Annotated in this window: 25 protein-coding genes; 11 read left to right on the top strand and 14 right to left on the bottom strand. The window is 40.4% G+C overall.

Annotation, left to right across the window (positions count from 1 at the left end; all coding sequences use genetic code 11):
* Both SKA34_RS16685 and SKA34_RS16680 read right to left on the bottom strand, forming a co-directional pair.
* A complete protein-coding gene (locus tag SKA34_RS16685) occupies positions 1-2,262 on the bottom strand; it encodes a hypothetical protein (RefSeq protein ID WP_006646693.1) in 2,262 nt (753 codons plus the stop codon).
* Positions 2,255-3,475: a site-specific integrase gene (locus tag SKA34_RS16680; protein WP_006646692.1), complete on the bottom strand. Its 1,221-nt coding sequence runs from the start codon at positions 3,473-3,475 to the stop codon at positions 2,255-2,257. Before SKA34_RS16680 ends, SKA34_RS16685 begins: the two co-directional genes overlap by 8 nt.
* Before the next feature lie 395 nt (positions 3,476-3,870).
* Here SKA34_RS16680 and SKA34_RS16675 point away from each other — a divergent pair, with 395 nt between their 5' ends.
* A complete protein-coding gene (locus tag SKA34_RS16675; protein WP_006646691.1) occupies positions 3,871-5,085 on the top strand; it encodes a response regulator in 1,215 nt (404 codons plus the stop codon).
* 59 nt (positions 5,086-5,144) lie between these two features.
* Here the strand turns inward: SKA34_RS16675 and nqrM are convergent, their stop codons facing one another.
* The 9 genes from nqrM to bolA form a co-directional block, all read right to left on the bottom strand.
* Positions 5,145-5,375: a (Na+)-NQR maturation NqrM gene (nqrM, locus tag SKA34_RS16670; RefSeq protein WP_006646690.1), complete on the bottom strand. Its 231-nt coding sequence runs from the start codon at positions 5,373-5,375 to the stop codon at positions 5,145-5,147.
* An 11-nt stretch (positions 5,376-5,386) separates the two neighbouring features.
* A complete protein-coding gene (locus SKA34_RS16665) occupies positions 5,387-6,412 on the bottom strand; it encodes an FAD:protein FMN transferase (protein ID WP_198138503.1) in 1,026 nt (341 codons plus the stop codon).
* 154 nt (positions 6,413-6,566) lie between these two features.
* Positions 6,567-7,793: an NADH:ubiquinone reductase (Na(+)-transporting) subunit F gene (gene nqrF, locus SKA34_RS16660; RefSeq protein WP_006646688.1), complete on the bottom strand. Its 1,227-nt coding sequence runs from the start codon at positions 7,791-7,793 to the stop codon at positions 6,567-6,569.
* A gap of 22 nt (positions 7,794-7,815) precedes the next feature.
* Positions 7,816-8,412 carry an NADH:ubiquinone reductase (Na(+)-transporting) subunit E gene (nqrE, locus tag SKA34_RS16655; RefSeq protein ID WP_005370126.1) on the bottom strand — a complete coding sequence of 199 codons (597 nt, stop codon included), beginning with the start codon at positions 8,410-8,412 and terminating at the stop codon, positions 7,816-7,818.
* A gap of 7 nt (positions 8,413-8,419) precedes the next feature.
* The gene (locus SKA34_RS16650) at positions 8,420-9,052 is read right to left on the bottom strand and encodes an NADH:ubiquinone reductase (Na(+)-transporting) subunit D (protein ID WP_006646687.1); all 633 of its coding nucleotides are present in this window, start codon (positions 9,050-9,052) and stop codon (positions 8,420-8,422) included.
* On the bottom strand, positions 9,045-9,836 hold the full coding sequence (locus tag SKA34_RS16645) for a Na(+)-translocating NADH-quinone reductase subunit C (RefSeq protein WP_006646686.1): 792 nt from the start codon (positions 9,834-9,836) through the stop codon (positions 9,045-9,047). Before SKA34_RS16645 ends, SKA34_RS16650 begins: the two co-directional genes overlap by 8 nt.
* Positions 9,826-11,070, bottom strand: a complete 1,245-nt coding sequence (locus SKA34_RS16640; protein WP_006646685.1) for an NADH:ubiquinone reductase (Na(+)-transporting) subunit B — start codon at positions 11,068-11,070, stop codon at positions 9,826-9,828. The genes SKA34_RS16645 and SKA34_RS16640 overlap by 11 nt, the downstream gene beginning before the upstream one ends.
* A gap of 3 nt (positions 11,071-11,073) precedes the next feature.
* On the bottom strand, positions 11,074-12,414 hold the full coding sequence (locus SKA34_RS16635; protein ID WP_006646684.1) for a Na(+)-translocating NADH-quinone reductase subunit A: 1,341 nt from the start codon (positions 12,412-12,414) through the stop codon (positions 11,074-11,076).
* A gap of 572 nt (positions 12,415-12,986) precedes the next feature.
* On the bottom strand, positions 12,987-13,298 hold the full coding sequence (gene bolA, locus SKA34_RS16630; RefSeq protein ID WP_006646683.1) for a transcriptional regulator BolA: 312 nt from the start codon (positions 13,296-13,298) through the stop codon (positions 12,987-12,989).
* A 143-nt stretch (positions 13,299-13,441) separates the two neighbouring features.
* Between bolA and SKA34_RS16625 the strand changes: the two genes are divergently transcribed.
* The 8 genes from SKA34_RS16625 (at position 13,442) to SKA34_RS16590 (ending at position 20,521) form a co-directional block, all read left to right on the top strand.
* The gene (locus SKA34_RS16625) at positions 13,442-14,566 is read left to right on the top strand and encodes a methyltransferase (RefSeq protein ID WP_006646682.1); all 1,125 of its coding nucleotides are present in this window, start codon (positions 13,442-13,444) and stop codon (positions 14,564-14,566) included.
* A gap of 98 nt (positions 14,567-14,664) precedes the next feature.
* Positions 14,665-15,234: a YajG family lipoprotein gene (locus SKA34_RS16620; protein WP_006646681.1), complete on the top strand. Its 570-nt coding sequence runs from the start codon at positions 14,665-14,667 to the stop codon at positions 15,232-15,234.
* Positions 15,234-15,785: a peptidylprolyl isomerase gene (locus tag SKA34_RS16615; protein WP_006646680.1), complete on the top strand. Its 552-nt coding sequence runs from the start codon at positions 15,234-15,236 to the stop codon at positions 15,783-15,785. Before SKA34_RS16620 ends, SKA34_RS16615 begins: the two co-directional genes overlap by 1 nt.
* A gap of 43 nt (positions 15,786-15,828) precedes the next feature.
* Positions 15,829-16,197, top strand: a complete 369-nt coding sequence (locus tag SKA34_RS16610) for a hypothetical protein (protein ID WP_006646679.1) — start codon at positions 15,829-15,831, stop codon at positions 16,195-16,197.
* A 182-nt stretch (positions 16,198-16,379) separates the two neighbouring features.
* The gene (locus SKA34_RS16605; protein ID WP_006646678.1) at positions 16,380-17,774 is read left to right on the top strand and encodes an MFS transporter; all 1,395 of its coding nucleotides are present in this window, start codon (positions 16,380-16,382) and stop codon (positions 17,772-17,774) included.
* A gap of 319 nt (positions 17,775-18,093) precedes the next feature.
* On the top strand, positions 18,094-18,906 hold the full coding sequence (locus tag SKA34_RS16600; RefSeq protein ID WP_006646677.1) for an outer membrane protein OmpK: 813 nt from the start codon (positions 18,094-18,096) through the stop codon (positions 18,904-18,906).
* A 108-nt stretch (positions 18,907-19,014) separates the two neighbouring features.
* The gene (gene panE / locus SKA34_RS16595; RefSeq protein WP_232284288.1) at positions 19,015-19,911 is read left to right on the top strand and encodes a 2-dehydropantoate 2-reductase; all 897 of its coding nucleotides are present in this window, start codon (positions 19,015-19,017) and stop codon (positions 19,909-19,911) included.
* Entirely contained in the window at positions 19,904-20,521 is a 618-nt protein-coding gene (locus SKA34_RS16590) for a DJ-1 family glyoxalase III (RefSeq protein WP_006646675.1), read from the top strand. The genes panE and SKA34_RS16590 overlap by 8 nt, the downstream gene beginning before the upstream one ends.
* 88 nt (positions 20,522-20,609) lie before the next feature.
* On the opposite strand, the gene thiI is transcribed toward SKA34_RS16590, so the two are convergent.
* From thiI to pomA, 3 genes are all read right to left on the bottom strand, one after another.
* Complete coding sequence (gene thiI, locus SKA34_RS16585; RefSeq protein ID WP_006646674.1) at positions 20,610-22,061, bottom strand: tRNA uracil 4-sulfurtransferase ThiI; 1,452 nt, start codon at positions 22,059-22,061, stop codon at positions 20,610-20,612.
* A 368-nt stretch (positions 22,062-22,429) separates the two neighbouring features.
* Positions 22,430-23,353 (bottom strand): flagellar motor protein MotB, encoded by a 924-nt coding sequence (locus SKA34_RS16580; protein ID WP_006646673.1) that lies wholly within the window; start codon positions 23,351-23,353, stop codon positions 22,430-22,432.
* 11 nt (positions 23,354-23,364) lie between these two features.
* Complete coding sequence (gene pomA, locus SKA34_RS16575) at positions 23,365-24,126, bottom strand: flagellar motor protein PomA (protein ID WP_006646672.1); 762 nt, start codon at positions 24,124-24,126, stop codon at positions 23,365-23,367.
* A 346-nt stretch (positions 24,127-24,472) separates the two neighbouring features.
* Between pomA and xseB the strand changes: the two genes are divergently transcribed.
* The gene (xseB, locus tag SKA34_RS16570; protein WP_005370105.1) at positions 24,473-24,718 is read left to right on the top strand and encodes an exodeoxyribonuclease VII small subunit; all 246 of its coding nucleotides are present in this window, start codon (positions 24,473-24,475) and stop codon (positions 24,716-24,718) included.
* Positions 24,708-25,610: a (2E,6E)-farnesyl diphosphate synthase gene (ispA, locus tag SKA34_RS16565; RefSeq protein ID WP_006646671.1), complete on the top strand. Its 903-nt coding sequence runs from the start codon at positions 24,708-24,710 to the stop codon at positions 25,608-25,610. The genes xseB and ispA overlap by 11 nt, the downstream gene beginning before the upstream one ends.
* Positions 25,611-25,613: the final 3 nt, after the last annotated feature.

The raw sequence follows: 25,613 nt of genomic DNA, 5'->3' as shown, positions 1-25,613 counted from the left end.
TTACATTGAGTGAAAAACGGTCATTACCACACCATTTTCAACCATCATCTGAAATCGCTCTTGCCCTTTTTGTAGCGATGATTTACTCATCTTTTTGAGCGTGTCCTCGATCCATTCCACCGTTGGCATGACGGTTTTAAATAAAAAATCAGGGTTATGCGCCAACAGCTTTTTGTAATGCTTTTTAAATTCATGCAAGTAGTTAAGCATTTTGAGCACGGTTATTGGATTGTCAGCGACAAAGATAGGCGATAACGGCTCACTGTCATTTTGATTATTCAACGTCAGAACGCCGACCTCGTTTATCCGTCCTTTCGCCTGCCCAGTCACTAAGCGCAGCCGTGCGTTCATTTCCTCATGCTTGTAAGCGATATTCTCTGTCACCGACATAAATTCACTGTTAAATCGGGTTAATTGCGCGTCATCATCACGTTCAAACCCTAAATCAAACACGTTTTGAATTAAATCCAGCATCACCTCACGGGTAATGCGCCCAGCGTTATTCACCCACGCTTCATTGTCTTCAGTCAGGTAGTTACTTTTTTCTGTTTGATTTGAATGGGAGTTGCGATTAATCAGATATTCCAATGTGTACGGATCACTGAATGCATGAACCGCACTGTTTTTGACCGCTTGCAAGCCAAAGAGAGAATTTTGACTGGGTGATTGCGACTGGCTGACCAGTTTTTTCCGCTCTGCAATCGGTATATTTTTTGTATTTGAACAATTATTTGTACTAACGCCATTGGAAATCAGCGCGCACAGCGCTGAAGGCATTAAATAAGGTAACTGTTGCTTGGTGTGTGCCACTTGCAGCGATGCGGACATGCCACTCGATTGCAGCAAGGCGTTAGTGCTGCCTGCAAATGATTGGATATTATTAGTAATTACAATATCCGTTTTGCTACAAAAAGGTGCGCCTTCGTCTTGTTGCGCCATCAGCGTTAACAGTGCTTGACCTTCTGGTGTTCGCGTGGAAAGGGAGCGTGTGGTATGAAAAACGCGTGCCCGCCCCTTGAAATATTCACACTCAATGTGTGTCGCTCGCCCCCCAACTTTCAATTGCCTAAAATCTTTATGAGTCAGTTTGGTGATGTCTGTTGGCTGTACCGTTAAACTTGCCATTAACCACGCGAACATCCGCTCTTCTATCTTAGTGATAGCTTGCGATGATTGAAGACTCATCAGCGCCTGAATAACTTCAATAGAAAACAAAGCCCCGCTCATTGAGGCTGTGAAATTAGCATCACAAAATTGAGCGTTTACCTTTGCTTTATCACCTATTTTATTTAAAAAAAGACGATTGCAATCGGCTTGACTCTCCAGGGCACTTGATAGCCGAGAATATGCGGTTTGAGAGATTGCATTTGATAATAGTAAGGTTTCCATCGCTGATTTCAGAGTATCAGATGGCGCTGCTTGTCGATGATAGGCAGAAATTAGCTGATAGGTGAGATTCCCAACAAGCATTCTTTTTTTTGAACAAGATCGCGTTTTAATGTCTAATTCAAGCCACGGCCTTAACTGAAGCTCAATACTATTGAGCAGCGGCGTAAGTGCTTGTTTGTAGGCGATCAGCTCAATAATCACGGTGGCGGCAGTAAGGCTTAAAGAGTTTACGGCAAATTTGGGTGAGGCCAAGCAAGCATACAGCTTACTCCCGATACCAATGTCATCTCGCCTTAACCAATCTAATGCGCCGAAGTAACTCGCGATGGAGCACTGCGTTCTATTAAGGTTAGGCGTGGGTTTTGTTTTTTTAAGCTCAAGAAGAAAAGCAAAATCGTCAGATTCTACTTCGTCTCTCAGCGCCTCTGATTCGATGGCGTAGCTTAAAACTGTTCTGAGTCTATTCAGTGGACTCTCACCGCCATGATTATCCAGCTCATCCATGCGGTCTGTTTCATAGCGCTTAAGGATTTCGTAATGATTTTCAACGCGATGGGCATTTAACCACGTAACAAAAGGTTTTGTTGCATGTGAAAAATTATCTTTTGCCGTTATGGCTGCACTTTTATCAAAAAATGCATAGTTATAAGCAGCAATAATCGCTTTATACAAGATGCGCTTATAACGGTTATTATCATCATGCATTGAGAGGGTGTGTGCAGGGTATTTATTGGTTTTTGGTACTACAATCGAGGTCGCCGTAAAAGGTAGCTGCATTGTTGTAACAGGCTGTTTTTTCTTAAAGTCGTGAGATAACTTTGCTTCAATTTCAGCACTGGAACGCACTTCGGTTTCAGTTAATCGCTTATCCATTAGCAACCTCCTTTAGCAAGGATTCGCGCTGACCAACTGCGTGAATATAACCTTTGGTCGTTTGGTTGGCGTTTTTACCAGTAACCGTATGTCCCATTCGCCTCGCAGTTTCGATATAAACACGGGATTCGGTTGTAATTGATTCGGCATTTTTTCCAGCCTGTATACACCCTTCATAAAATACATCCGTACCAAAGGAATGCCTGAAATGGTGATAAGTGTGAGCCACATCAATCTCTTGATACCCGCTATAAACCTCAGGATAATCCTGTATTTTTTGACGAACTTTTTCAGCTATTACAGGAAATAACCTAGTCCCATATCTAACATCTATGCCATGACCTCGACTACTGTTCGTTGAATTTGATACTAAGAGATGATTGGAGTCAGATTGAGGACGCTCAAGATCATAATAACGTTTCATTAATTGCAAGTGGGAGCGCTGTATATAGAGTGTTCGTGCTTTACCACCTTTGGTATTTATCGATGGTAGATGATATTGAAATTCTTCTTTATCTTGATCGGTAATCAACTCATTAAAAAGGCTCAATAAACCCATTTGTTTTTTGCCATCAGCTCTATAATCGGCTAAGAAAAAACCTTGATTTTCCTTTGTGCGACAACCCAATTCGCCACCATTTCGAAGTACGATTTCTTCTAGCAAGGTACCTGTGTGCCTGTATAGCAACTCTCTCGTAGCTGGAAGAAGATATTTTACGATCAGTTTAGTTTTGTTATTCGATTTGGCTATTTTTCTATTCACTGAAAAGACAAATATTTTTTTCAAGGGGTTATCAAAAAAGAAAGAAAGCCAATCGTAGTAACTGTTTAACGCCACGGTGGCTCGATTAACTACAATTTCGCTCTTTTTCATCGAACAGATGAGATGATTATTGATGTATTCATTAATATATTCAGATGGCAGCGCAGTATGATTATCAAGTGTAACTAAAGGATGATCATAATCTTCAACCCATTTAAGAAACTCCCCTAATTGATGACCACGCACATATTGAGCATTATCACCAATCTCAATTTCCTCAAAGCCAAATTCATAATCTTTTGTTTCACGGTTTTTGGTTTTTGTATGGACAACAGAAAGTCCACTTGAAGAAGTGTAGCGAGAATAAAGGCAAGGTAATAAAAGAGGCACATCATTATCATCTAAGTAGATCCAATGATTATTATAAATGTTGTCGTTTGTTACTCGCATACAATTTAAACCCTCGATTAACACCTTAAGGTTTATTGTAATACAAGACAAATTTAATTACTTTTTTTTACTTTTATTTACACTGGATAGTTTAGAAGCAATCCATATCAACGTGGATGATCTTTCGCTGTACAGCTTTTTGCTCTGCTACTTCTGCCACATTCACGCCCAATATTCACTGTTTATACATACAGCTATTATAACGATGAATTACGATAGTTGGAAAATTAAAAATTTTCATCTAATAATAAACACAAATTAAGTTTGATATTTCATCGACGAGATCACAAAAATGCAACCAAACTAAATATTTGATAATCAACCTATTACATCTAATGTTATATATATCAATATACAATCTAATGTAATATGCGTACTGCTAAAAGGAGTTGACTTTGCAACATCAGGTACTTGTTGTCGAAGATAGCCGCGCATTTCTTCACTATCTTGATGACCAACTGAGACAGGCTGGCTTCAAGGCTATTTTTGCCGAAAACTTATCACAAGCTAAAAAGTTATTAGCCGAACCACACCGTTATCTTTGTGCTGTACTCGATTATTGCCTTCCGGATGGTCAAGATGGTGAAATCATCGATCTGGTATTGAACCACAAAATCAAATCAATCGTTTTAACCGCCCAATTTAATGACACAATCCGTGAAAAAGTATTAGCAAAAGGAGTATTAGATTATTTGCTCAAAGACAGTGCAGCTTCCGTTGCCTATCTTGTACCACTATTACTACGTTTAGAATCCAATTTAGAACATAAAGCACTCGTTGTTGATGATTCTGACATGGTACGAAATCATGTCAGTCATTTATTAAAAAAACAGAACCTCACTGTATATGAAGCCTCTGACGGAAATGAAGCGCTACAAATCATTGACGATAATCCAGATATAAGCTTAGTTATTACCGATAACGATATGCCAGAGAAAGACGGGATTACTATGACCCGTGAAATCAGACGAGAATACAGCAGAAATGAAATGGCGGTATTGGGTTTATCTGGTAGTGACGACAATACGATGACGGCGCAGTTTCTAAAAGCAGGTGCTAATGATTTTCTCTATAAACCCTTTAACCAAGAAGAGTTTAACTGCCGTATTCATCATATTCTAAATATGAAAGATACCTCCGATAAGCTGTATCGCATGGCAAACCAAGATGCATTAACAGGGCTTTGGAATCGTCGCTACTTCTTCACCCATCGTTGTTGCCAAACTGAAGATGAATCTTTAAATATAGCGATGATTGATATCGATTTTTTTAAAAAAGTGAACGATACGTATGGTCATGATGGTGGCGATGCCGTACTCATTAGCATCAGTAAAATCATTGATGCTCATTTTCCAGAATCGATTGTTGCTCGCTTTGGCGGAGAGGAGTTCTGCATTCAGCATAGTGGTCATTTCCACAGCTTCTTATCAACCTTGGAACTTATTCGACAGCGTATTGAATCAATTACTATCCCCTACCTGGATCAGAAAATAAGCATTAGCATTGGTGCAACAACAGGTTTAGAGTCATTAGAAAACTCAATAAAACAAGCGGATGATAATCTTTACACAGCTAAAAAAAACGGAAGAAATAAATTGGTTAGAAATTGAAAACAAAAAAAGCCTAAGATAACTCAGGCTTTTTGTCTTCATTCTTGCTCAAAATATCGTTAGATAATTTGATTCTTTTTCCACTCAGCGGCACGAGCTTCACGTGCTTCACGTGCTTCACGCTTTTTACGAGCATCGCACGGCTCAGGGCAATCACATTCTTTTGCAATACCAATACCGTCTAATCCACCACAACTGCCACTCACGGTTTTACGTTGGAAAATGTAGCCAACTGCCATTGCGGCAATCACTAATAAGAAAACAGAAAATGTGACAAAGTAAATAACCATGACTACCTCATTTATTTTTTAACAACGTATTGCTCAAACGTATCTGACTTATATTCAACGAAGCCATCTTTGGTCTTTACAATCAACATTACAGGTAACTTCTCTTTATTCGCTAATGCAATAGACTCTTCTTCGCCCATAACAGAAAAAGTCGTCGCATATGCATCTGCCGTCATGCAAGATGGCGCAATAACTGTAACCGAAACAATATGGTTAGCAATTGGCTTACCGGTTTGAGGATTGATCAAGTGAGAATAACGCACTCCATCTTCTTCAAAGTAATTACGATAATCGCCCGATGTCGCAATTGCCATATCGCCAGCTTGAATAATATCTTGTACTGCGCGTTCACTTGCAACAGGTTTTTCAATCGCAATACGCCATGGCACATCAGAACGGTTCTTACCTTGTAGACGAACTTCACCGCCGACATCGACCATGAAATCTTTAACATGCAGATCATCTTTTAAATAATCAGCCACGACATCAACGCCATACCCTTTTGCGATAGAGGAAAGATCAACATACAGGTTAGGCAGATCTTTCACTAATTTATTATTCGATAATACCGCTAAATGTTGATAACCAATTTCGGCTTTTCGAGTCGCAATCTCTTTATCTGTAGGGGTAGACTCTGGGCGAGCTTCAGGACCAAAACTCCACAAGTTTACTAATGGGCCAACCGTCACATCATACGCACCATGACTTAACTTAGAAATACGTAATGCTTCAGAAATTACTTTTGCCGTTGCCGCAGAAACCTCAAAAGGTTGTGAAGATTGTTGCTGGTTAAATTGGCTTAATTCAGAATCAGGACGATAAGTCGACATTTGATCATTAACAAGCTCTAAGCGCTTATCAATTTCTTTTTGGATAACTTCAGGGCTTGGCAACCCCTCTTGCTTAATGAGTTTTACTGAATAGTAAGTCCCCATTGTTTGCCCATTAATATCGATTTGTTGACGACTATCACCACAGCCAGTCAGCAGCATTAACGTTGATAACACCAACGTACTACACAGCAGGAAACGCTTCACTTCATACTCCATCGTTCATGTTGTTTTTTAGTCTGATCACTTAGTCATTACTGACAAATAACCACAATAAAAAACAGGTTTATAAAAGATTAATAAGAAAAAAGGCTGACCATTAACTGGTCAGCCAATTTAATTGTGATAGAAGTGCTATTGATTAGCCACCGAAATCATCAAGTAGGATGTTTTCATCTTCTACACCAAGATCTTTAAGCATGCTGATAACAGCCGCGTTCATCATTGGTGGACCACACATGTAGTATTCACAGTCTTCAGGTGCTTCGTGATCACGTAAGTAGTTTTCGTAAAGCACGTTATGAATGAAGCCAGTGTAACCATCCCAGTTATCTTCTGGTTGTGGATCAGACAGCGCACAGTGCCATACGAAGTTATCGTTTTCAGCAGCAAGCATATCGAAATCTTCAACGTAGAACATTTCACGCTTAGAACGTGCACCGTACCAGTAAGACATCTTACGCTTAGAGTGCAGACGCTTAAGTTGGTCAAAAATGTGAGAACGCATTGGCGCCATACCAGCACCACCGCCCACAAAGACCATCTCATTATCAGTCTCTTTTGCGAAGAACTCACCAAATGGACCTGAAATCGTACACTTGTCACCATCTTTAAGTGACCAAATGAATGATGACATTTGACCTGGAGCAACGTCTGGATTATTAGGCGGCGGCGTAGCAATACGCACGTTTAGCATAATAATACCGAACTCTTCAGGATAGTTCGCCATTGAGTAAGCACGGATGATGTCTTCATCAACCTTTGACTCGTAACGGAATAAGTTAAACTTATCCCAGTCACCACGGTACTCTTCAGGTACATCAAAGTCAGAGTATTTAATATGGTGAGCCGGTGCTTCAATCTGGATGTAACCACCAGCACGGAAAGGTACTGATTCGCCATCAGGGATTTGAAGCTTAAGTTCTTTGATGAAGGTCGCTTTGTTATCGTTAGAGATAACAGAACATTCCCATCTCTTCACACCAAAAATTTCTTCAGGTAGTTCGATGTCCATATCAGACTTCACGTTTACCTGGCACGCAAGACGCTCGCCTTCACGTGCTTCACCTTTGGTGATGTGATCTAATTCTGTTGGCAGAATATCACCGCCACCAGATTTAATTTTTACACGACACTGACCACAAGAGCCACCGCCACCACATGCTGATGATACAAAGATACCGTTACCCGCTAGAGCACTTAGTAGCTTGCCACCTGCACCTGTGGTGATCGCTTTTTCTGGATCGCCGTTTACTGAAATAGTGATGTCACCTGTTGGTACTAGCTTAGATTTAGCAAATAGAATTACTAAAACTAGAGCCAGGATAATCAAGGTGAACATGACTACGCCAAGAAGAATAATATCCATTGATATTCCTTACTTATCCTGATTACAGTTGTACGCCAGAGAAAGACATAAAGCCTAACGCCATCAAACCAACGGTGATAAAGGTAATACCTAAACCACGAAGACCTGCCGGTACATCTGAATATTTCATCTTTTCACGAATACCTGCAAGTGCAACAATCGCTAGCATCCAACCCGTACCTGAGCCGAAGCCGTATACGATAGATTCTACAAAGTTGTAATCACGCTGTACCATGAACGATACACCACCGAAGATTGCACAGTTAACTGTGATCAGCGGAAGGAAAATACCTAGTGCGTTATATAGCGGCGGGAAGAAGCGATCTAGAATCATTTCTAGGATCTGTACTAACGCTGCAATAACACCGATGAATGTAATAAAGTTCAGGAAGCTAAGGTCAACACCTTGAACTAATGCACCATCTTTCAATAAGTACGTGTAAACAAGGTTGTTTACAGGTACAGCAATCGTAAGTACTACGATTACTGCAACACCCAGACCAAACGAGGTCTTAACTTTCTTAGATACCGCAAGGAATGTACACATACCTAAGAAGAAAGATAATGCCATGTTCTCGATAAAGATCGAACGAACTAATAGGCTTAGATAATGTTCCATGTTCTCCTTACTCCTTCGCTTCTACTTGTTCTGGACGGAAAGTACGAATAATCCAGATCATGAAACCAATCAGGAAGAAAGCAGACGGAGCTAACAGCATTAGACCGTTAGGCTGGTACCAACCACCATCAGACGTTAGTGGTAATACTTGCATACCGAATAACTTACCTGAACCTAATAGTTCACGGAAGAAAGCAACTGTAATCAGTACGAAACCATAACCAAGACCGTTACCAATACCATCTAAGAAAGATGGAAGTGGTGCTGATTTCATTGCGTATGCTTCTGCACGACCCATTACAATACAGTTCGTAATAATTAGTGCCACGAATACAGATAATTGCTTAGAAATATCGTAAAGGTACGCTTTTAGTACCTGATCTACCACAATTACTAGTGATGCGATAATTGCCATCTGAGCAATGATACGCACGCTATTCGGGATTTGATTACGTACTAATGAAACAAAAAAGTTAGAAAAAGCAGTTACGAACGTTACTGCAATTGTCATAACAAACGCTGTTTCAAGCTTTGTTGTTACCGCTAGCGCCGAACATACACCAAGGATCTGAAGAGCGATTGGGTTATTACTAATAAAAGGTCCAAATAGGATCTTTTTCATTTCTTTAACATCAGCCATTATTCAGATCTCCTGCACGTAGCTTAGCAAGGTAAGGACCGAAGCCTTGAGCACCAAACCAGAAGTCGAAGGTGTGCTGTACACCATTACTTGTTAATGTTGCACCAGAAAGACCATCAACACCGTGTTCGCTACCCGCTGGCGCGCCACCTTTAACAATCTTAATTGCAGGCTTGAAGTTCATGTCGTACAACTTCTTACCAACAAATTTGTCACGCCATGTTGGGTTTTCAACTTCACCACCCAATCCTGGAGTTTCACCTTGCTCGTAGTAAGTGATACCGTCAACAGTGTTACCGTCCATTTCAACAGCAACAAATGCGTACATCATTGACCATAGACCGTTACCGTGGATAGGTAAGATAACTTTGGTTGTTTGATCAGCTGCATCTTTAACAAGGTATACAGTTGCCACGTTCGCACGACGAATGATCTTCGCTAAATCTTCGTTAGCTGGGAGCTTAGTAGATTCAGTTGGATCTTTCGAAGCCGTACGCTGGTTGTATTGTGCTGCAGTTTGACCATCAACTTCAGAAACATAAGTACCCGTTTTAATATCAACAAGTTTAGGCTCGATGAACTTACCGTATGTTTCTTGAATGTTGGTTGTTGGTGTTAGCAAACCTGCTACAGAAAGAATATTACGCTGTACGTCAAGTACCGCATTTTCTTCTTGCTTAGGGCGTAATGAAACAGCTGCTACTGATACGATGATTGAACACACTAGGCTCAATACAACAACAAAAAGCAGCGTTCTTTTCATGCTATCTTTATTACTTGCCATGTCGAGCCAGTCTCCGTTTGATATTGCCTTGAACAACTAGGTTGTCAAATAGAGGTGCAAATAAGTTAGCGAATAGAATCGCTAGCATCATGCCTTCTGGGTACGCTGGGTTAACAACACGAACCATCACAGCCATTGCACCGATCAATGCGCCATACCACCATTTTGCTTTGTTGGTAAACGCTGCAGAAACAGGATCAGTTGCCATGAACATCATACCAAATGCAAAACCACCTAATACTAGGTGCCACTGCCAAGGCATGCTGAACATTGGGTTCGTATCAGAACCAATGATATTAAATAGCGTTGCTGCTGCAATCATACCGATCATCGTACCGGCAATAATACGCCATGAAGCAATACCCATAACAACGATGAATGCACCGCCGATCAGGATAGCTAATGTTGATACTTCACCAATAGAACCTGGGATGTGACCGATGAACGCGTCCATCCAAGTAATTGTTTGACCAGCGACAGTGTTAACAACACCTGCTTCACCACCTTGAGCCCACTGACTTAGCGGAGTCGCACCAGAGAAACCATCCGCCGCAGTCCAAACTAGATCACCAGAGATCTGAGCTGGGTATGCGAAGAATAGGAACGCACGACCTGCAAGTGCAGGGTTAAGGAAGTTACGACCAGTGCCACCAAAAATTTCTTTTGCGACTACAACACCAAAGGTAATACCTAGTGCTGCCTGCCAAAGCGGTAATGTAGGTGGAACAATCAAGGCGAAAAGAATAGAAGTTACAAAGAAACCTTCGTTAACTTCATGCTTACGCACCATACAGAACAACACTTCCCAGAAACCACCCACAGCAAATACTACTGCGTAGATAGGTAGGAAATAGGTTGCACCAAGCAGCATCTTACTGCCCCAACCTGCATCAACGGATAATGTTCCGCCTAGCATTTGAGTAAACCAGTAATGCCAATCTGCAGCAATAATTGCTGTTAGCTTATCTGCTGTGTATAAGTGATTAAGACCAGCAATAGCCTGATCACCTACGTTGTACATACCCCAGAACATTGCTGGGAAAACCGCAAGCCAAACCATGATCATCAGGCGCTTAAGGTCTATGCTGTCACGAACGTGTGCAGAAGTACGCGTTACTTGACCTGGTGTGTACATGATTGTTGCAAACGCTTCATATAGCGCAAACCAACGTTCATGCTTACCACCTGGTTCAAAGTGATGTTCAATATCTTCGAGGAAATTCTTGAGACCCATGAATTACCCTTCCTTCTCAATTTTGTCCAAGCACTCACGTAGCAATGGACCAAACTCATACTTACCAGGGCAAACAAATGTACATAGTGCTAGATCTTCTTCATCTAGTTCTAATGCACCAAGTTGTTGCGCGCTGTCTGAATCACCAGCACATAGATCACGAAGCAGTAATGTCGGCTCGATATCTAGTGGCATTACTTTTTCGTAATTACCGATAGGCACCATTGAACGCTCAGAACCATTCGTTGTTGTTGTCATGTTGAACAACTGACCAGGGAAGAACTGGCTTAAGAATGTACGAGTTACAGAAAATTTGTTTTTACCAGGTACGATCCAGCCCATGAATTCTTTTTCATAGCCTTCACGTAACGCCGACACTTGTAGGTGATAGCGACCAAGGTATGCATGTGGACCATCTGCTTTTAAGCCGTTAAGCACTGAACCAGAAAGAACACGTAGTTGACCCGGCATCATTTCTGAATCAGTCAGTTGCTCAATAGCAGCACCAATGCGAGTACGCACTAGACGCGGCTTATTAACAACAGGACCTGCAAGAGAAATAACGCGATCTGTGTATAGCTCACCTGTTAGGAATAACTTACCGAACGCAATAACGTCTTGGTAATTAATACCCCAAGCAGTATTATTTGCATCTGCACCATAAAGCATGTGAATGTGCGTACCAACAAGACCCGCTGGGTGCGGACCGTTAAATACGTGCTCTTCAACATTAGCTTCAGATGAACGCGGAAGACTAGCACCAGATTTACAAACGTAAACTTTACCGCTAGTTAGACGAGAAAGAACCGTCAAACCTGCAATGAAAGCATCACTTTGTTCATTGATGATAACTTCTGGATTAGCAGCCAATGGATTAGTATCCATAGCTGTCACAAAAATAGCTTGAGACTCAGATCCAACAGCTGGAACCTTACTAAATGGACGCGTACGAAGCGCAGTCCACATACCTGACTCAACCAATTGTTCGACAACAACGGCACGATCAAGTTGAGCTAGTTGAGCTGACTCATACTTGTTAAATGTGATTTGCTCATCGCCTTCGACATCAATTACTACAGATTGAAGAATGCGCTTAGCACCACGGTTAATTTCCGCTACCTTGCCACTAGCTGGAGCAGTGAACTTAACGCCAGGGTTCTTTTTATCTTCAAAAAGAATCTGACCTTTTTTCACTACATCCCCTACGCGAGCATGCATTGTAGGACGCATACCAACATATTCTTCGCCAAGCAAGGCGACTTTAGAGATGGCATTACCATCATGTATCGCCTGGGTAGGAGTCCCTGAAATTGGGATATCCAAACCCTTTTTTATTGTAATCATACGCACTTGCACTACATTAAAGGGAAAAAAGAATTTTCTATTGCGCAATTAAGACACGACTTTTTACAGTTCGAAATCGGTCTACAAGTTAATTTCACTCGCAAAGCACCAATACCGCAACATCTAGTTAACCACTTCACCACAAACATTAGCGGCAAGTAGTTTTTCAAGGCGGCGATTCTACCATTAATTGCTTTGTTTTTTCTATGCCAATACGCGCGATTCCGACTGAAAACCAAGCAACAATTGAAGCGCAATAGTTTAATAACTTAATAAGTTTGACAAAGCGCACACTTATTGAAAATAATGCCAATCAACCTTGCATTTATTTACAGGCATGTTTTTAACAAAAATGTCATCATCACTTTTATTGAAATAATCAAATAAATACATAACGTTAACAAATGAGTATTATTTAAAATATCACCCATAAATACGATTAAACATTGACCGCACAGATAGTTTTTAACAAATTTAGATGTTGTTTATAGATTCGCACTCAGTTTTATATTACCGACAAATAATAAAAAAGGCCGTTATAACACGACCTTTTATTTAATACATTTCAGTAATTATCCAATTTGTGAGCCACCACGACAAGATGGTGATGCCGGTGCTGCCATTAATTCAGACCACTCTGCTTCAGTGTAAGTGTGAATCGCTAGAGCATGAATATGATTTGCTAATTCATCGGCCAATACGCTATTGATAGCACGGTGTCTTGCAATTAAACGCTGGTCATTAAATTGATCACTTACAACGACAACTTTAAAGTGACTCTCAGAGCCTGGGGGCACATTATGCATGTGACTTTCATTAAGCACTTCTAAATGCTTAGGTGCAAACGCATCATGCAGTTTATGTTCGATACGTTGTTGAATCATATTTACCTCCGCTCGCAATATCGCGACTTATTGCCAAACCTTCTCGACTTTATTGTTATTTTAATGTCGTATTTCCTTTGCACTCGCGTGGTGTTCTGCGAAAATAGCCGACTATTTGTAAACATACCTGAAAGTTATCCGCAATGAAACCAGAGCTAACCTTACACCAACGTACTCTATCGCTATCTCGTTTTCCAGTAAGGAAAAATGAAACTCTGCAAGCATGGGATGCTGGCGATGAGTATCTGATCAATTATTGCCACGATCTGGAACTCGACCCTGAACGTCCAATTCTTATCATGAACGATAGCTTTGGCGCATTGAGTTGCTGGTTTTCAAATCAAGCACCGGTCACCAGTGTGACGGATTCTTTTGTCTCTAAACAGGCATTTATTGCTAACTTGGAAAACAACCAATTACCAATGATTAATATTGTTGACTGTCTTTCAGGTTTGCCTAAAAACCCTCAGTTAGTTTTGCTAAAGCAGCCTAAAAACAACCGGTTACTAAGCTGGCAATTACAACAATTGTGTCACTTACTTCCTGCAGACTGCACCATTATTGCAGCAGGTAAAGTAAAAGAGATTCACTCTTCAACCTTAAAACTATTTGAAAAGTTTTTAGGTGAGACCAAAACATCACTAGCCGTTAAAAAAGCACGATTAATATTTTGTAAAACCAATCCTAACTTAGCAAAGCCCCTACCCCGCCCTACACAATGGGATGTGCCTGAGCATAAGTTAACAATCACTAACCACGCCAATGTATTTTCTAGTGATAGCTTAGATATTGGTGGTCGTTTACTGCTAGACTTCATTCCACAAGACAAAAAGTATAAAGACATTATCGATCTTGGTTGTGGTAATGGGGTAATAGGTATTAAAACTGCACAATTAAACCCACAAGCTAGCGTTGTTTGTGTCGATGAAAGCTTCATGGCGACAGCATCATGCCGTGAAAATGCTGATTTAAACTTAGAAAACCCTAAGCAATTGCAAGTAGTAACAGCTAACTGTTTAGATAACTTCCCCCTTGATAGTGCCGACTTAGTCTTATGTAATCCTCCTTTCCACCAGCAAAATACGGTTACTGATCATATTGCTTGGCAAATGTTCTGCGATGCACAACGAGTATTACGTCAAGGTGGCGAGCTGATCGTGATCGGGAATAGGCAATTGGGTTACCATGAAAAACTAAAACGTGTCTTTGGTAATGTAAAACTTATCGGCCAAAGTAATAAGTTTGTGGTTTTACAATCGTCAAAATAATCTAACCTGTTTATGACGTTAATTTATTGCCTGTGATATTTAATACGACATTGATTTTTCGTTTATATTTAAACAATAACTACAAGGAAATGGAGAGCATGAAAAAATATATTGTGATAGCGACAGCGTTATTATTAAGTGCATGTGCAAGTCGTCCAGCACAACCACCACTCGATTTGACCTTAACCCCTGTTATGTCACAACAAGTGACATCAAACCTTACGGTTCAACTATCTAGTAAAGATGATCGTGATCATAACTATATTGCTATTATCGATAACGGTGCAAACAATGTTGAAGAATTTCAACCTACTGACAATATTGCTTCAAGTTTTCAAGCTGCATTAACGAAACAGTTTGCGAGCGAGGGGATCTCAGTAGACCCTTCAGCATCATCAAATATTGCTGTAAATATTCAACAAGCATTGGTAAAAGTCACCCAAGGTTTAGTTAAACACGATATCGAAAGTCAGCTTCAAATTGAACTCGTTGTCACTACACCAAAAGGGACATTTAGTAAAAAATATTCTGCTCGCTCCACCAAGCAGGAAGCCTTCAAAGTAACACGCGAAGAAATAGCACAAAGCTTAGAGAAAATGATGAATTCAGTGCTTAAAGAGATCGCCAAAGATGGCGAATTGCATCAATACTTAACGGAGAATGTTTAATGACACGTTTTTTACTTGCGCTATGTTTACTTATCGCTTTACCTGTCAGTGCAGCAACACAGGTCTTAGTGACAACAAATTTAGGGGATTTTACTATCCAACTAAATGAAGAAAAAGCCCCAATTAGTAGTAAAAACTTCTTACGCTATGTTGAAGAAGGCAACTACAACGGAACTATTTTCCATCGTGTTATCCCAGGCTTTATGGCTCAAGGCGGTGGTTTTGATAAAGACATGGTAAAACGTCCAACCCATGCTCCGATTAAAAACGAAGCAAGTAATGGATTGAAAAACGATTCCGCTACTGTTGCTATGGCACGTACGCAAAATCCAAATTCTGCGACTAACCAATTCTTTATTAACTATAAAGACAATGCATTTTTAAATGCCGCAGGTAATAACCCAGGTTATGCGGTATTTGGTAAAGTGGTTAAAGGTTTTTCTGTTGTGCAAGATATGGCAAAAATTCCAACGGGCTCTAATCGTGCAACGGGTATGCAAGATGTACCTCAGCAACCTATAATCATTGAATCAATGAAAGTTATTAAATAAATTGATTACGTCACCTGTGCGCAATCAAGTACAGGTGACGTACATGATCACACCTATCTATCAACCTTCTGTTTATCATCGTCAAAATAAACGCATTCAGCAGTTTATTTTTGAGCAAGCCCCTTCTTTTGCTTTGTCCACTATTGCAACTATTGAGGGTAATCTCTCTTTTTATCATCTAAAAAATGATGCCAATGAATGTCTTGCACAGTGGTGGGACATGAATATAGCGGATAAAGATCCAATAGATGATTATGAAGCTGCTTTTTGGCTATTACTTCAATACGTAGTACAACTAGAAGATTATCAATTACTAGGCAATATATATTTTCAACAAAAAATCACCAATCACGCTTATTACTTGCTCAATCTTGCCCCTTGCCCTGAACTAACACAGATCCAGCGTCCTTAAATATTCGCCCTCAAATATAACTCCTTTACGGTTTATGAATTAACAGCACAAGTTGTTGTCGAATTGATAATGAAGCAATGCATACTGAACTTATTGCTGCTAAGATCTGATTTATAAAGAAAAAATAACAGTTTTATACTTTACTAAGTATCAACCATCGATACTTGTGTTACGAGGAAAATATGGACAAAGCCATACAACAAAATAATACCACCGGTTGGCGTGTGTATTTAAACCCCAAAGCACTGATCATGTTCGCGCTAGGGTTCTCCTCCGGCTTACCTATTTTATTAGTCTTTGGCACCCTTTCATTCTGGTTACGAGAAGCTGATGTTAGCCGAACCAGTATCGGTTTTTTCAGTTGGGTAGCCCTTGCTTATGGCTTCAAATGGGCATGGTCACCGTTGGTTGACCGTTTTCCTTTGCCCATTTTTTCTCGATTATTTGGTCGACGTCGTGGCTGGATGTTATTTTCGCAGCTGATCATTATTTTATCTCTGTGCGGCATGGCGACCAGCAACCCACAAACCGATCTTATTCAATTTGCTTTATTTGCGATTGTTGTCGCCTTTGCTTCTGCGACTCAAGATATCGTCATTGATGCATTTCGTATTGAACTTGCTACCGTGCGTTTACAAGCTGCATTATCTGCAACCTATATGGCAGGCTATCGATTAGCTATGATCATGGCGGGTGCTGGCGCACTGGCTTTTGCTGCGTGGTTTGGTTCTGATAGTGGTTATGATCCAGCTGGCTGGAAAGCAGCTTACTTTATCATGGCTGGTATGATGTTAATTGGCGTGATCACCACTCTCTTTGTTAAAGAGCCAAAAATCGACAGCTCATCGATTCAAAAAATCGAACATGATTATCAACAAAAATTACAGCAGAAAGGGATCGGTAAAAAACAAGCAAGGCTCGCGGCGTGGTTTTATACCGCTGTCGTCATGCCTTTCCAAGACTTCTTTCAGCGCTATGGTAAAAATGCACTACTGATCTTATTACTCATTAGTTGTTATCGCATTTCTGATGTGGTGATGGGTGTTATGTCGAATGCATTCTACGTTGATATGGGGTTTACCAAGAGTGAAGTAGCATCAATATCAAAAGTTTTTGGTGTGATCATGACCTTAGTGGGGGCTGGTTTAGGCGGCATTCTTGTCAGTAAATTTGGCACCTTACGCATTCTTGCCTTAGGCGCTTTATTATCTGCAATTACCAATCTGTTGTTTATGGTATTTACCTATGTTGGTAATAACCTCGAGATGTTAACTTTAGTTATTTCAGCAGATAATTTAGGTGCTGGTATTGCAACAGCAGCTTTCATTACCTTTATGTCTAGCTTAACCAATGTGGCTTTCTCTGCAACCCAGTACGCATTATTTAGCTCTATCATGCTACTTTTTCCTAAATTTATTGCGGGATTCTCTGGCGTTTATGTCGACCATTTCGGCTATAACATCTTTTTCCTAACCACCGCATTAATAGGTATTCCAGTATTATTTTTAATCAAACTCGTTACTAAAAATGATGCTTTAACTCTTCCTGCAACAACTGATACGTTGGAAGAGAAATAACTTCGCCTATAATAAGTAAGGTTTCTGTTGAAAACGGAAGCCTTTACTTACCTTTCTCATGTAAATTGCAAATTTTCGCCACCAAAAAAATCACTTCAGAGTATTAAAGTCAAAAAAAGTTCATTTAAATCGCAAAATAAATTAAGGTTCATCACGTTTTTAATGTAAATGTAATCGATTCCACCCGATCCAGATCACAAAAAGCAAAGGTTTGCGCAAACGTTACATTCCCAAACACGATGTAAAGCACTAGAATCAGCGCCAGAAATACGGGGCGGCCAAAATCCCAATCTATAGACCATCATAGCGAGATAAAAACATGCGCAAATCACTAGTAGCATTAAGCGTTTTAGCAGCAACAGCTTTACCTTCATTAGCAAATGCAGCTGACTACTCTGATGACATCCACAAAAACGATTACAAGTGGATGCAATTTAATCTGATGTACGCTTACAAAGAATTACCTCGCTCAAATGATGCACATACTGGTCATGACTATCTTGAGATGGAATTTGGTGGTCGCTCGGGAATTTTCGATTTGTATGGCTATGTTGATGTATTCAACTTAACTAACTCTGATAGCCAGGATAAATCTGGTTCAAAAGACAAAATGTTCATGAAATTTGCTCCGCGTATCTCTCTAGATGCTCTAACAGGCAAAGATCTTTCATTTGGTCCTGTTCAAGAAGTTTATGTTGCTACTCTGATGAACTGGGGCGGCGACAATGGCGGTGTAAATAACTACTTCGTTGGTCTTGGTTCAGATGTTAATGTACCTTGGCTTGGTAAAGTAGGCTTCAACGTATACTCTCTATACGACATGAATGCTAAAGACTGGAACGGTTACCAAGTGTCGACTAACTGGTTTAAACCTTTCTACACATTTGAAAATGGTAGCTTCCTGTCTTACCAAGGTTACATTGACTACCAATTCGGCATGAAGAAAAAAGTTGCAGGTCTAAATACATCAAACGGTGGTGCTATGTTTAACGGTCTTTACTGGCACTCAGAGCGCTTTGCTGTTGGTTACGGCCTTAAAGCATACAAAGATGTATACGGTCTAAAAGATGGTGGTATTGCTGGCAAGACATCAGGTGTTGCTCAATACGTTAGTCTTTCATACAAGTTCTAATCTTACTTGTAAAAGATATAAAAGGCGCTTTCATGGCGCCTTTTTTGATCCTGTGATTTGCCAACAATGTTACTATCTATCAAAAGATAGCGAATAATGGATTTAAACGTGAAGATCACAGTATTAGGCGCAGGAGCCATAGGCTCTCTTTGGGCTGTTGCATTAAAACAGCAACAACATGATGTCCAAGTTTGGACTCGCTCTTCTGACTCAGAATATTCGGTTAATTACCAAGATCTGAATGGTAATACCCACCCTCTTCTCTTTACTGCCAATAGCGTTGAGCATCTATCGCAAAGTGACTTACTGCTTGTTACCGTTAAATCCTTTCAGGTTGAAGTCGCATTAGCGCCAATCATTAAACTGATCCCAAACTCTTGCCTTATCGTGATCATGCACAATGGCATAGGTAGTCATGAGGCGGTTAAAGCCCTCTTTTCTAATCACTGTGTTTTTTATGCCACGACATCACAGGCAGCCTTAAAAGCTGACGCAAAATTACAACACACCGGCAATGGGCAAACATTTATTGGATCATTATTTTCTGCCAATTCTAGCTATAACGTTCTTACTGAAGTATTTAATCAAGCGTTATCACCGTGCTATTGGCAAGATGACATCATGGAGCCATTATGGAAGAAACTCGCTATTAATTGTGCGATTAATCCATTAACTGCCATCTATCAATGTACCAATGGTGAGCTTGCGAATAAAAACTATCAAGCCCAATTAATCCAAGTTTGTAATGAAGTCACGCTCGTTATGCGAGCTGAAGGCTACCGGGTAAAAAATGATGAGCTTTATCAACAGGCACTAACAGTAATAAATGCGACCGCTGATAATTATTCCTCGATGAATAGAGATGTTTTTTATCAGCGCCCAACAGAAATCGACTATATTACTGGTTATCTTATTCACCGAGCTAAAAAATTCGATATTGCTGTACCTGTGAATACCCAGTTATGGCAAACCATTATATCTATGGAGTCCTCATATCATGCTTGAACCAATAACGACTACTCCTCGTGTTGCAGTTTGCCTTGCTCCTGGCAGCGAAGAAATGGAAGCAATTAACACTATTGCGATTTTAAAGCGAGCTGGATTTGAAGTAACGATTGCAAGTACCGCAGAAGATGGTGCACTAATTTTAGAGGGATCTCGTGGGATCAAGCTCGTAGCAGACGTGCCTTTGATCAATGTTGCCGATGAGCCGTTTGATTGCGTTGTGTTACCCGGCGGTTTAAAGGGTGCGGAACATCTTCGTGATAGTCCGCTGGTAGTTGAATTTGTAAAGCAGCATCATTACGACGGTAAACTTATCGCCGCGATCTGTGCAACACCTGCGGTGATGTTTATTCCACATCAATTGTTCACACATTCAATCATGACGTGTCATCCTGCTTTTCAACATCAGATACCAACACACCAATTACGCGTTAAACGTGTTGTATATGATAAAAATACACGTCTATTAACCAGTCAAGGCCCTGGAACTGCTCAAGAGTTTGCGCTAGAGATAGTGTCACAACTAGAAAATAAAGCCAAAGCGGCTGAAGTTGCAGAGCCCATGGTTGTATGGCCAAATATGCATTACGATGTATTACCACGCACTTAATCTGCTGAGGTTAAGTAATCAAAACTCGCCAGATAACAAAAAGCCTCGCAATTGCGAGGCTTCTTTTATTTAAACAAAGCGATGGCGATTATAAAGGACGGTAAACTTTTACGTTCTCGAAACCATTCTCTTTTAAGTACAGCGCTTGTAGGCGGCTCATCACACCACGATCACAGTACAGAAGGTACGTCTTATCCTGCGGTAAGTCACCAAACTGCGTTGCTAGCTTATAGAAAGGTAAGTGCTTAACTTCGATACCTTTAAGCTCTAATGGGCTTTCATCTTCTTCATCTGGGCTACGAATATCAAGTACAATTGCGTCACCAGCTACCTGCTCAACTAATTCAACTTCAGGAGCTTGTTCTTGGCTTTGCTTTTCGATGTCACGAATATCCATCACACGCGCCTCATCAACAACACGATCAAGAATAGAGAAATCAAATTTATCTTCTTCAATTTCAAGCTTCGCTTTCACCGCTTTCACTGTTGGGCTCTTAGAGATCACACCACAGAACTCAGGCATGGTTTTCGCAAAGTCTTCAGTGCCGATTTCACGTGCAACATTAATGATATCTTCTTTATCCCAGTTAATCAGTGGACGAAGAATTAGGCTATCTGTTACGCCGTCAATATGACGAAGGTTAGTTAATGTCTGGCTTGAAACCTGACCTAGCGCCTCACCCGTCACTAATGCTTCGATACCGAATTTATCAGCAACTTTACCCGCAGCACGCATAAACATACGCTTAAGGATAACGCCCATTTGACCATCATCGACTTTCTCTAAAATCTCACCTACAACAGGCTCAAAATCAATCGCGATGAATTTAACTTTTGCTGAAGAACCAAACTTTTTCCAAATATAATGCGCAACCTGCTTAACACCTATTTCGTGTGCAGGACCGCCTAAATTAAAGAAACAATAATGAACTTTACTACCACGCTTAATATGTAAGTAACTTGATACACCTGAATCAAAGCCACCTGAAATCAAACTTAATACATCTTCTTGTGTGCCTAGCGGGAAACCACCTAGGCCCTTATGACGGAATAACACAAGGTTCAATAGATTATGTTCAATTTCAATATTAACTGTCACATCAGGCTTTTTCAGTCTTACTTTTGCAGACTCGATAGCTTGATTAAGACCACCACCAACATAGCGCTCAGCTTCAATCGACGTAAAGTCGTGCTTACCAACACGTTTAGCACGGACACAGAAAGTTTTATCTTCCAGCTCAGGGCCAACAAGCGCTAGTGTTTGTTCAAAAACATTATGAAGATCAGTAAATTCCGTTTGCTGTACTTCAAGAGTATGGTGAATACCGGGTGTCTGCGTCAATGTCGCTAATATCATATCGCGCTTTGATTCATCAGATTCGTTAACTTCCAATGAAAAACGGCGGTTATAAACGCTAACAGACTCTGACTGGCGCTTTAAGATGATGCGTAAATTAGACTCAAGAATTTTGATAAAACGCTTACGTACTGAATCACTTTTAACAAAAATCTCTGGATGTGGCTTAACAATAAATTTCATAACACGCTTCGCTTCACAGGGCTTACAGTACAGAATCAATTCATTAACGGATGATTTTTAACAGATCATGTCGTGAAAATTGACAGAGAGTACCAAACGGAATTAAAGGCGCGAATTATACAGCAAGCTACCGACCACTGAAACAAAGATATGAAAACTCACGATGTTATCTTCGATTAGACTTACCGCATGCGATTGGCTTTCAATTATATTTACCTTAGTCATGATCATCTCTGCCAGCAACTCTCATCGACGATATTCAGCGTAAATATCTTAAGCTATTGATACATAGCAATTCTATTTATCCAAATAAAAATGGCAGCGCTATCGCTCGCTGCCATTATGAGAATAACATTAGGTGCTACAATCTATTGAGCATTAAAGTTACTGCTGATCTCATCACTGAAATGTGGCTTACCTTGTATTATAGATATTTCCACTCGACGATTTTTAGCTTTCCCATCTTGTGTTTTGTTATCTGCAATTGGCTGAGTATCAGCCAGTCCAATCACTCGCATTTTTGTATGATCAAATCCTTCTACTTTTTCCATTTCTTGCGCCACAGACACAGCTCGTTGCGCTGATAAATCCCAGTTAGATCGGTATAACTCTGAATCCAATTTATCACTCGCGGTATGTCCCGTAACTCGAATAATGCCCGGCACATCTTTAACTAGCATCGCAACTTGGCGCACTAACGGTTTAAATTTAGGTTGTAAAAATGCCGAGCCTTCTGGGAACGAACCTTTTTCACGAATACGAATAACCAACTGCTGACCAAGATTTTCAATTTCTATAATTTTGTCACTAATCTCACGCTCTAATGCTTTAGTCAGTACTTCTTTAAGTTTCTCTTGCATTTGATCGGCTTCAGATTCGTCATTTTCATTATTTTGTGTCGCTGTTTTTTTACTTTGCCCACCCGTAAGTTTACCCGCATCACGTTGTGTGCCTCCTGCTCGATCAGACTCGCCTTCGTGGAAATCTAATGAACGCTGCGTCATATCAATCGTTTGTTGCATAATCACTTCGATTGGCGTTGGCTCAGGCCGTCCCGGTCTAAACTCTTGCGCAATAACACTCGTACCTTTAGGAATATCATTGACTTCAAGCATATTTTGCACCCCGAAAGCGTATTTCATTGAGCCTGCAATTTGCTTAAATTTCAGTACATCCATTTCAGAAAAAGAAAGAAGTAAAACAAAGAAACACATTAATAGTGTGGCAAGATCAGCAAAGGTCGCCATCCATGGAGGCGCACCTTTTTTACATTTACAAGATTGCTCTTCCATAAAACTGTCTCTTACTCGTCAAGGATCACACTACGTTTCTTCTCATGAAGGTAGTTTTTCAAATAACCATCAATCACTCGTGGATTCTGTCCATCCTGAATTGCCAGCACACCATCTAAGATTAAACGCTTATTTAAACGTTCTTGCTCTTTACGCAAGGTTAATTTATCCGCTATGGGTATCGCTACCATATTTGCCAACATCGAACCATATAGCGTCGTTAATAAGGCAACGGCCATTGCAGGACCAATGGCTTTCGGATCATCCATATTAGAAAGCATGGCAACCAAGCCAATAAGCGTACCTATCATCCCCATTGCAGGCGCAACATCACCAAAGGAGGAAAAGATCCCTACCCCTTGTTGGTGACGTTCGTTGGTTAATGAAATATCTTTTTGTAAAGTGCCACGTACCACATCAGCATCATGACCATCCACCAGCATATCAATGCCTTTACGCATAAAAGGATTGCTAATTTCCATCTCTTCTAATGCTAAAAATCCACCTTTACGTGCTGCATCGGCCATTTCTACAATTTTCGCAATTAACTCTTCTGGATTATCTGTCTTAAACATAAAGGCTTTAATGGCGATTTTTGCAGCGCCAAAAAATTGCCCAATGTTGTATTTCATTAACACAACAAAAGTACTGCCTCCTAATACAATCAAAATAGATGATGTATCGTAAAACATAACCAGATCGCCGCCGAGCAGCATAGCCATAACAATGAATGCGAATGCACCAAGCAATCCTATAAGCGTCGCCAAATCCAAAGCATGATCCTCTTTTGCTACGTAAAAATAATGGCTTGCGTTTATTAAACATCAATTAACACATTTGAATCTATCACTGAGATAATACGCTCTAAAGACAGCCAAAACTTTAAAGCCACCGCCATATTCACTATTTAGCTAAGGTACTTCTTAGCATTAAATGATGAATGTCATCAGCAAAGTAACTCTTTATCGACCAATTCATAATTTCATTTAGCTTTTATTAACCAATTAATTAAGACTATTTATTAAAATTACTGTCAGCCACACAGATTACTGTGACATAATTTGACCCCAGTAATTCTCTACGTTATTTTTCGTGCACTTAGATAAGAGTGAAAATGATATGGCAGCAAAAAAACCAGAAAATATGGCATTCGAAGCCGCCCTTGATGAGCTAGATGCCATTGTCAATGAACTAGAATCTGGCGATATCCCACTGGAAGATGCGCTAAAAAAATTCGAACGAGGTATTTCTCTTGCTCGCAGCAGTCAACAAAAACTGACACAAGCAGAGCAGCGTGTAGAAATTTTGCTTCAGGCAGATGATGAAGCTCCACTGACTGATTTTGAACCAAGCCATGACCAATAGTTCTTCTTTATCGCTATCCCTTAAGTGCTATCAACAACGTAGTAATGACGTATTGGCATACTGGTTATCAACTCAACCATTTGCAGATAAAGCCCTACTTAAAGCCATGCAGTACGGAACACTGCTAGGTGGCAAGCGTGCGCGCCCTTTTCTAACCTATGTAACAGGTGAGATGTTAGGGTTAACTCAAGATGATCTTGACACCCCAGCCGCTGCGGTTGAGTGTATTCATGCTTACTCATTAATCCATGATGATTTACCCGCGATGGATGATGACGCATTTCGTCGTGGTCAACCTACCTGTCATATTGCGTTTGATGAAGCAATGGCCATTCTTGCTGGTGACGCACTACAAACACTGGCTTTTGACATTTTAGCGAGTGGTCAATTGAGCCAAGATGGCAACACCCAACGTATTGCTATGGTAAGTGAACTTGCAAAAGCATCAGGAGCTGCAGGAATGTGTCTAGGGCAAGCCTTAGATCTTGATGCTGAAGGTAAACATGTTGGATTAGAGCAACTAGAATTAATCCATAGACACAAAACTGGGGCTTTGATTCGCTGTGCCGTCCGCTTAGGAGCATTAGCTGCTGGTGATAAAGGCGTAGCAATTTTGCCGCAACTTGATAAATACTCAGAAGCTATTGGCCTTGCGTTCCAAGTGCAAGATGATATTTTAGATGTGATCAGCGATACCGAAACCTTAGGTAAACCACAAGGTTCTGATCTTGCTTTGGATAAAAGTACCTATCCAGCATTGCTTGGCTTAGATGGTGCACAAGAAAAAGCACAACAACTTTATCAAGAAGCACTACAAGCATTAGCGGCTATACCCTACAATACATCCCAATTAGAAGTTTTTGCCCGATATATTATCGAACGCAACAACTAAATC

The organism is Photobacterium sp. SKA34, from assembly GCF_000153325.1.
Taxonomy (GTDB): Bacteria; Pseudomonadota; Gammaproteobacteria; order Enterobacterales; family Vibrionaceae; genus Photobacterium.
This window is presented reverse-complemented; position numbering and strand designations above follow the sequence as displayed.

Bases quoted from the DNA above. Each gene is read 5' to 3' on its own strand.
- SKA34_RS16685 (WP_006646693.1), bottom strand. From the start codon at position 2,262: ATGGATAAGCGATTAACTGAAACCGAAGTGCGTTCCAGTGCTGAAATT.
- ispA (WP_006646671.1), top strand. From the start codon at position 24,708: ATGACCAATAGTTCTTCTTTATCGCTATCCCTTAAGTGCTATCAACAA.
- SKA34_RS16640 (WP_006646685.1), bottom strand. From the start codon at position 11,070: ATGGGTCTCAAGAATTTCCTCGAAGATATTGAACATCACTTTGAACCA.
- SKA34_RS16635 (WP_006646684.1), bottom strand. From the start codon at position 12,414: ATGATTACAATAAAAAAGGGTTTGGATATCCCAATTTCAGGGACTCCT.
- SKA34_RS16645 (WP_006646686.1), bottom strand. From the start codon at position 9,836: ATGGCAAGTAATAAAGATAGCATGAAAAGAACGCTGCTTTTTGTTGTT.
- nqrF (WP_006646688.1), bottom strand. From the start codon at position 7,793: ATGGATATTATTCTTCTTGGCGTAGTCATGTTCACCTTGATTATCCTG.
- SKA34_RS16650 (WP_006646687.1), bottom strand. From the start codon at position 9,052: ATGGCTGATGTTAAAGAAATGAAAAAGATCCTATTTGGACCTTTTATT.
- thiI (WP_006646674.1), bottom strand. From the start codon at position 22,061: ATGAAATTTATTGTTAAGCCACATCCAGAGATTTTTGTTAAAAGTGAT.
- SKA34_RS16600 (WP_006646677.1), top strand. From the start codon at position 18,094: ATGCGCAAATCACTAGTAGCATTAAGCGTTTTAGCAGCAACAGCTTTA.
- SKA34_RS16590 (WP_006646675.1), top strand. From the start codon at position 19,904: ATGCTTGAACCAATAACGACTACTCCTCGTGTTGCAGTTTGCCTTGCT.
- SKA34_RS16580 (WP_006646673.1), bottom strand. From the start codon at position 23,353: ATGGAAGAGCAATCTTGTAAATGTAAAAAAGGTGCGCCTCCATGGATG.
- SKA34_RS16620 (WP_006646681.1), top strand. From the start codon at position 14,665: ATGAAAAAATATATTGTGATAGCGACAGCGTTATTATTAAGTGCATGT.
- nqrM (WP_006646690.1), bottom strand. From the start codon at position 5,375: ATGGTTATTTACTTTGTCACATTTTCTGTTTTCTTATTAGTGATTGCC.
- xseB (WP_005370105.1), top strand. From the start codon at position 24,473: ATGGCAGCAAAAAAACCAGAAAATATGGCATTCGAAGCCGCCCTTGAT.
- SKA34_RS16680 (WP_006646692.1), bottom strand. From the start codon at position 3,475: ATGCGAGTAACAAACGACAACATTTATAATAATCATTGGATCTACTTA.
- SKA34_RS16605 (WP_006646678.1), top strand. From the start codon at position 16,380: ATGGACAAAGCCATACAACAAAATAATACCACCGGTTGGCGTGTGTAT.
- SKA34_RS16610 (WP_006646679.1), top strand. From the start codon at position 15,829: ATGATCACACCTATCTATCAACCTTCTGTTTATCATCGTCAAAATAAA.
- SKA34_RS16625 (WP_006646682.1), top strand. From the start codon at position 13,442: ATGAAACCAGAGCTAACCTTACACCAACGTACTCTATCGCTATCTCGT.
- SKA34_RS16615 (WP_006646680.1), top strand. From the start codon at position 15,234: ATGACACGTTTTTTACTTGCGCTATGTTTACTTATCGCTTTACCTGTC.
- bolA (WP_006646683.1), bottom strand. From the start codon at position 13,298: ATGATTCAACAACGTATCGAACATAAACTGCATGATGCGTTTGCACCT.
- nqrE (WP_005370126.1), bottom strand. From the start codon at position 8,412: ATGGAACATTATCTAAGCCTATTAGTTCGTTCGATCTTTATCGAGAAC.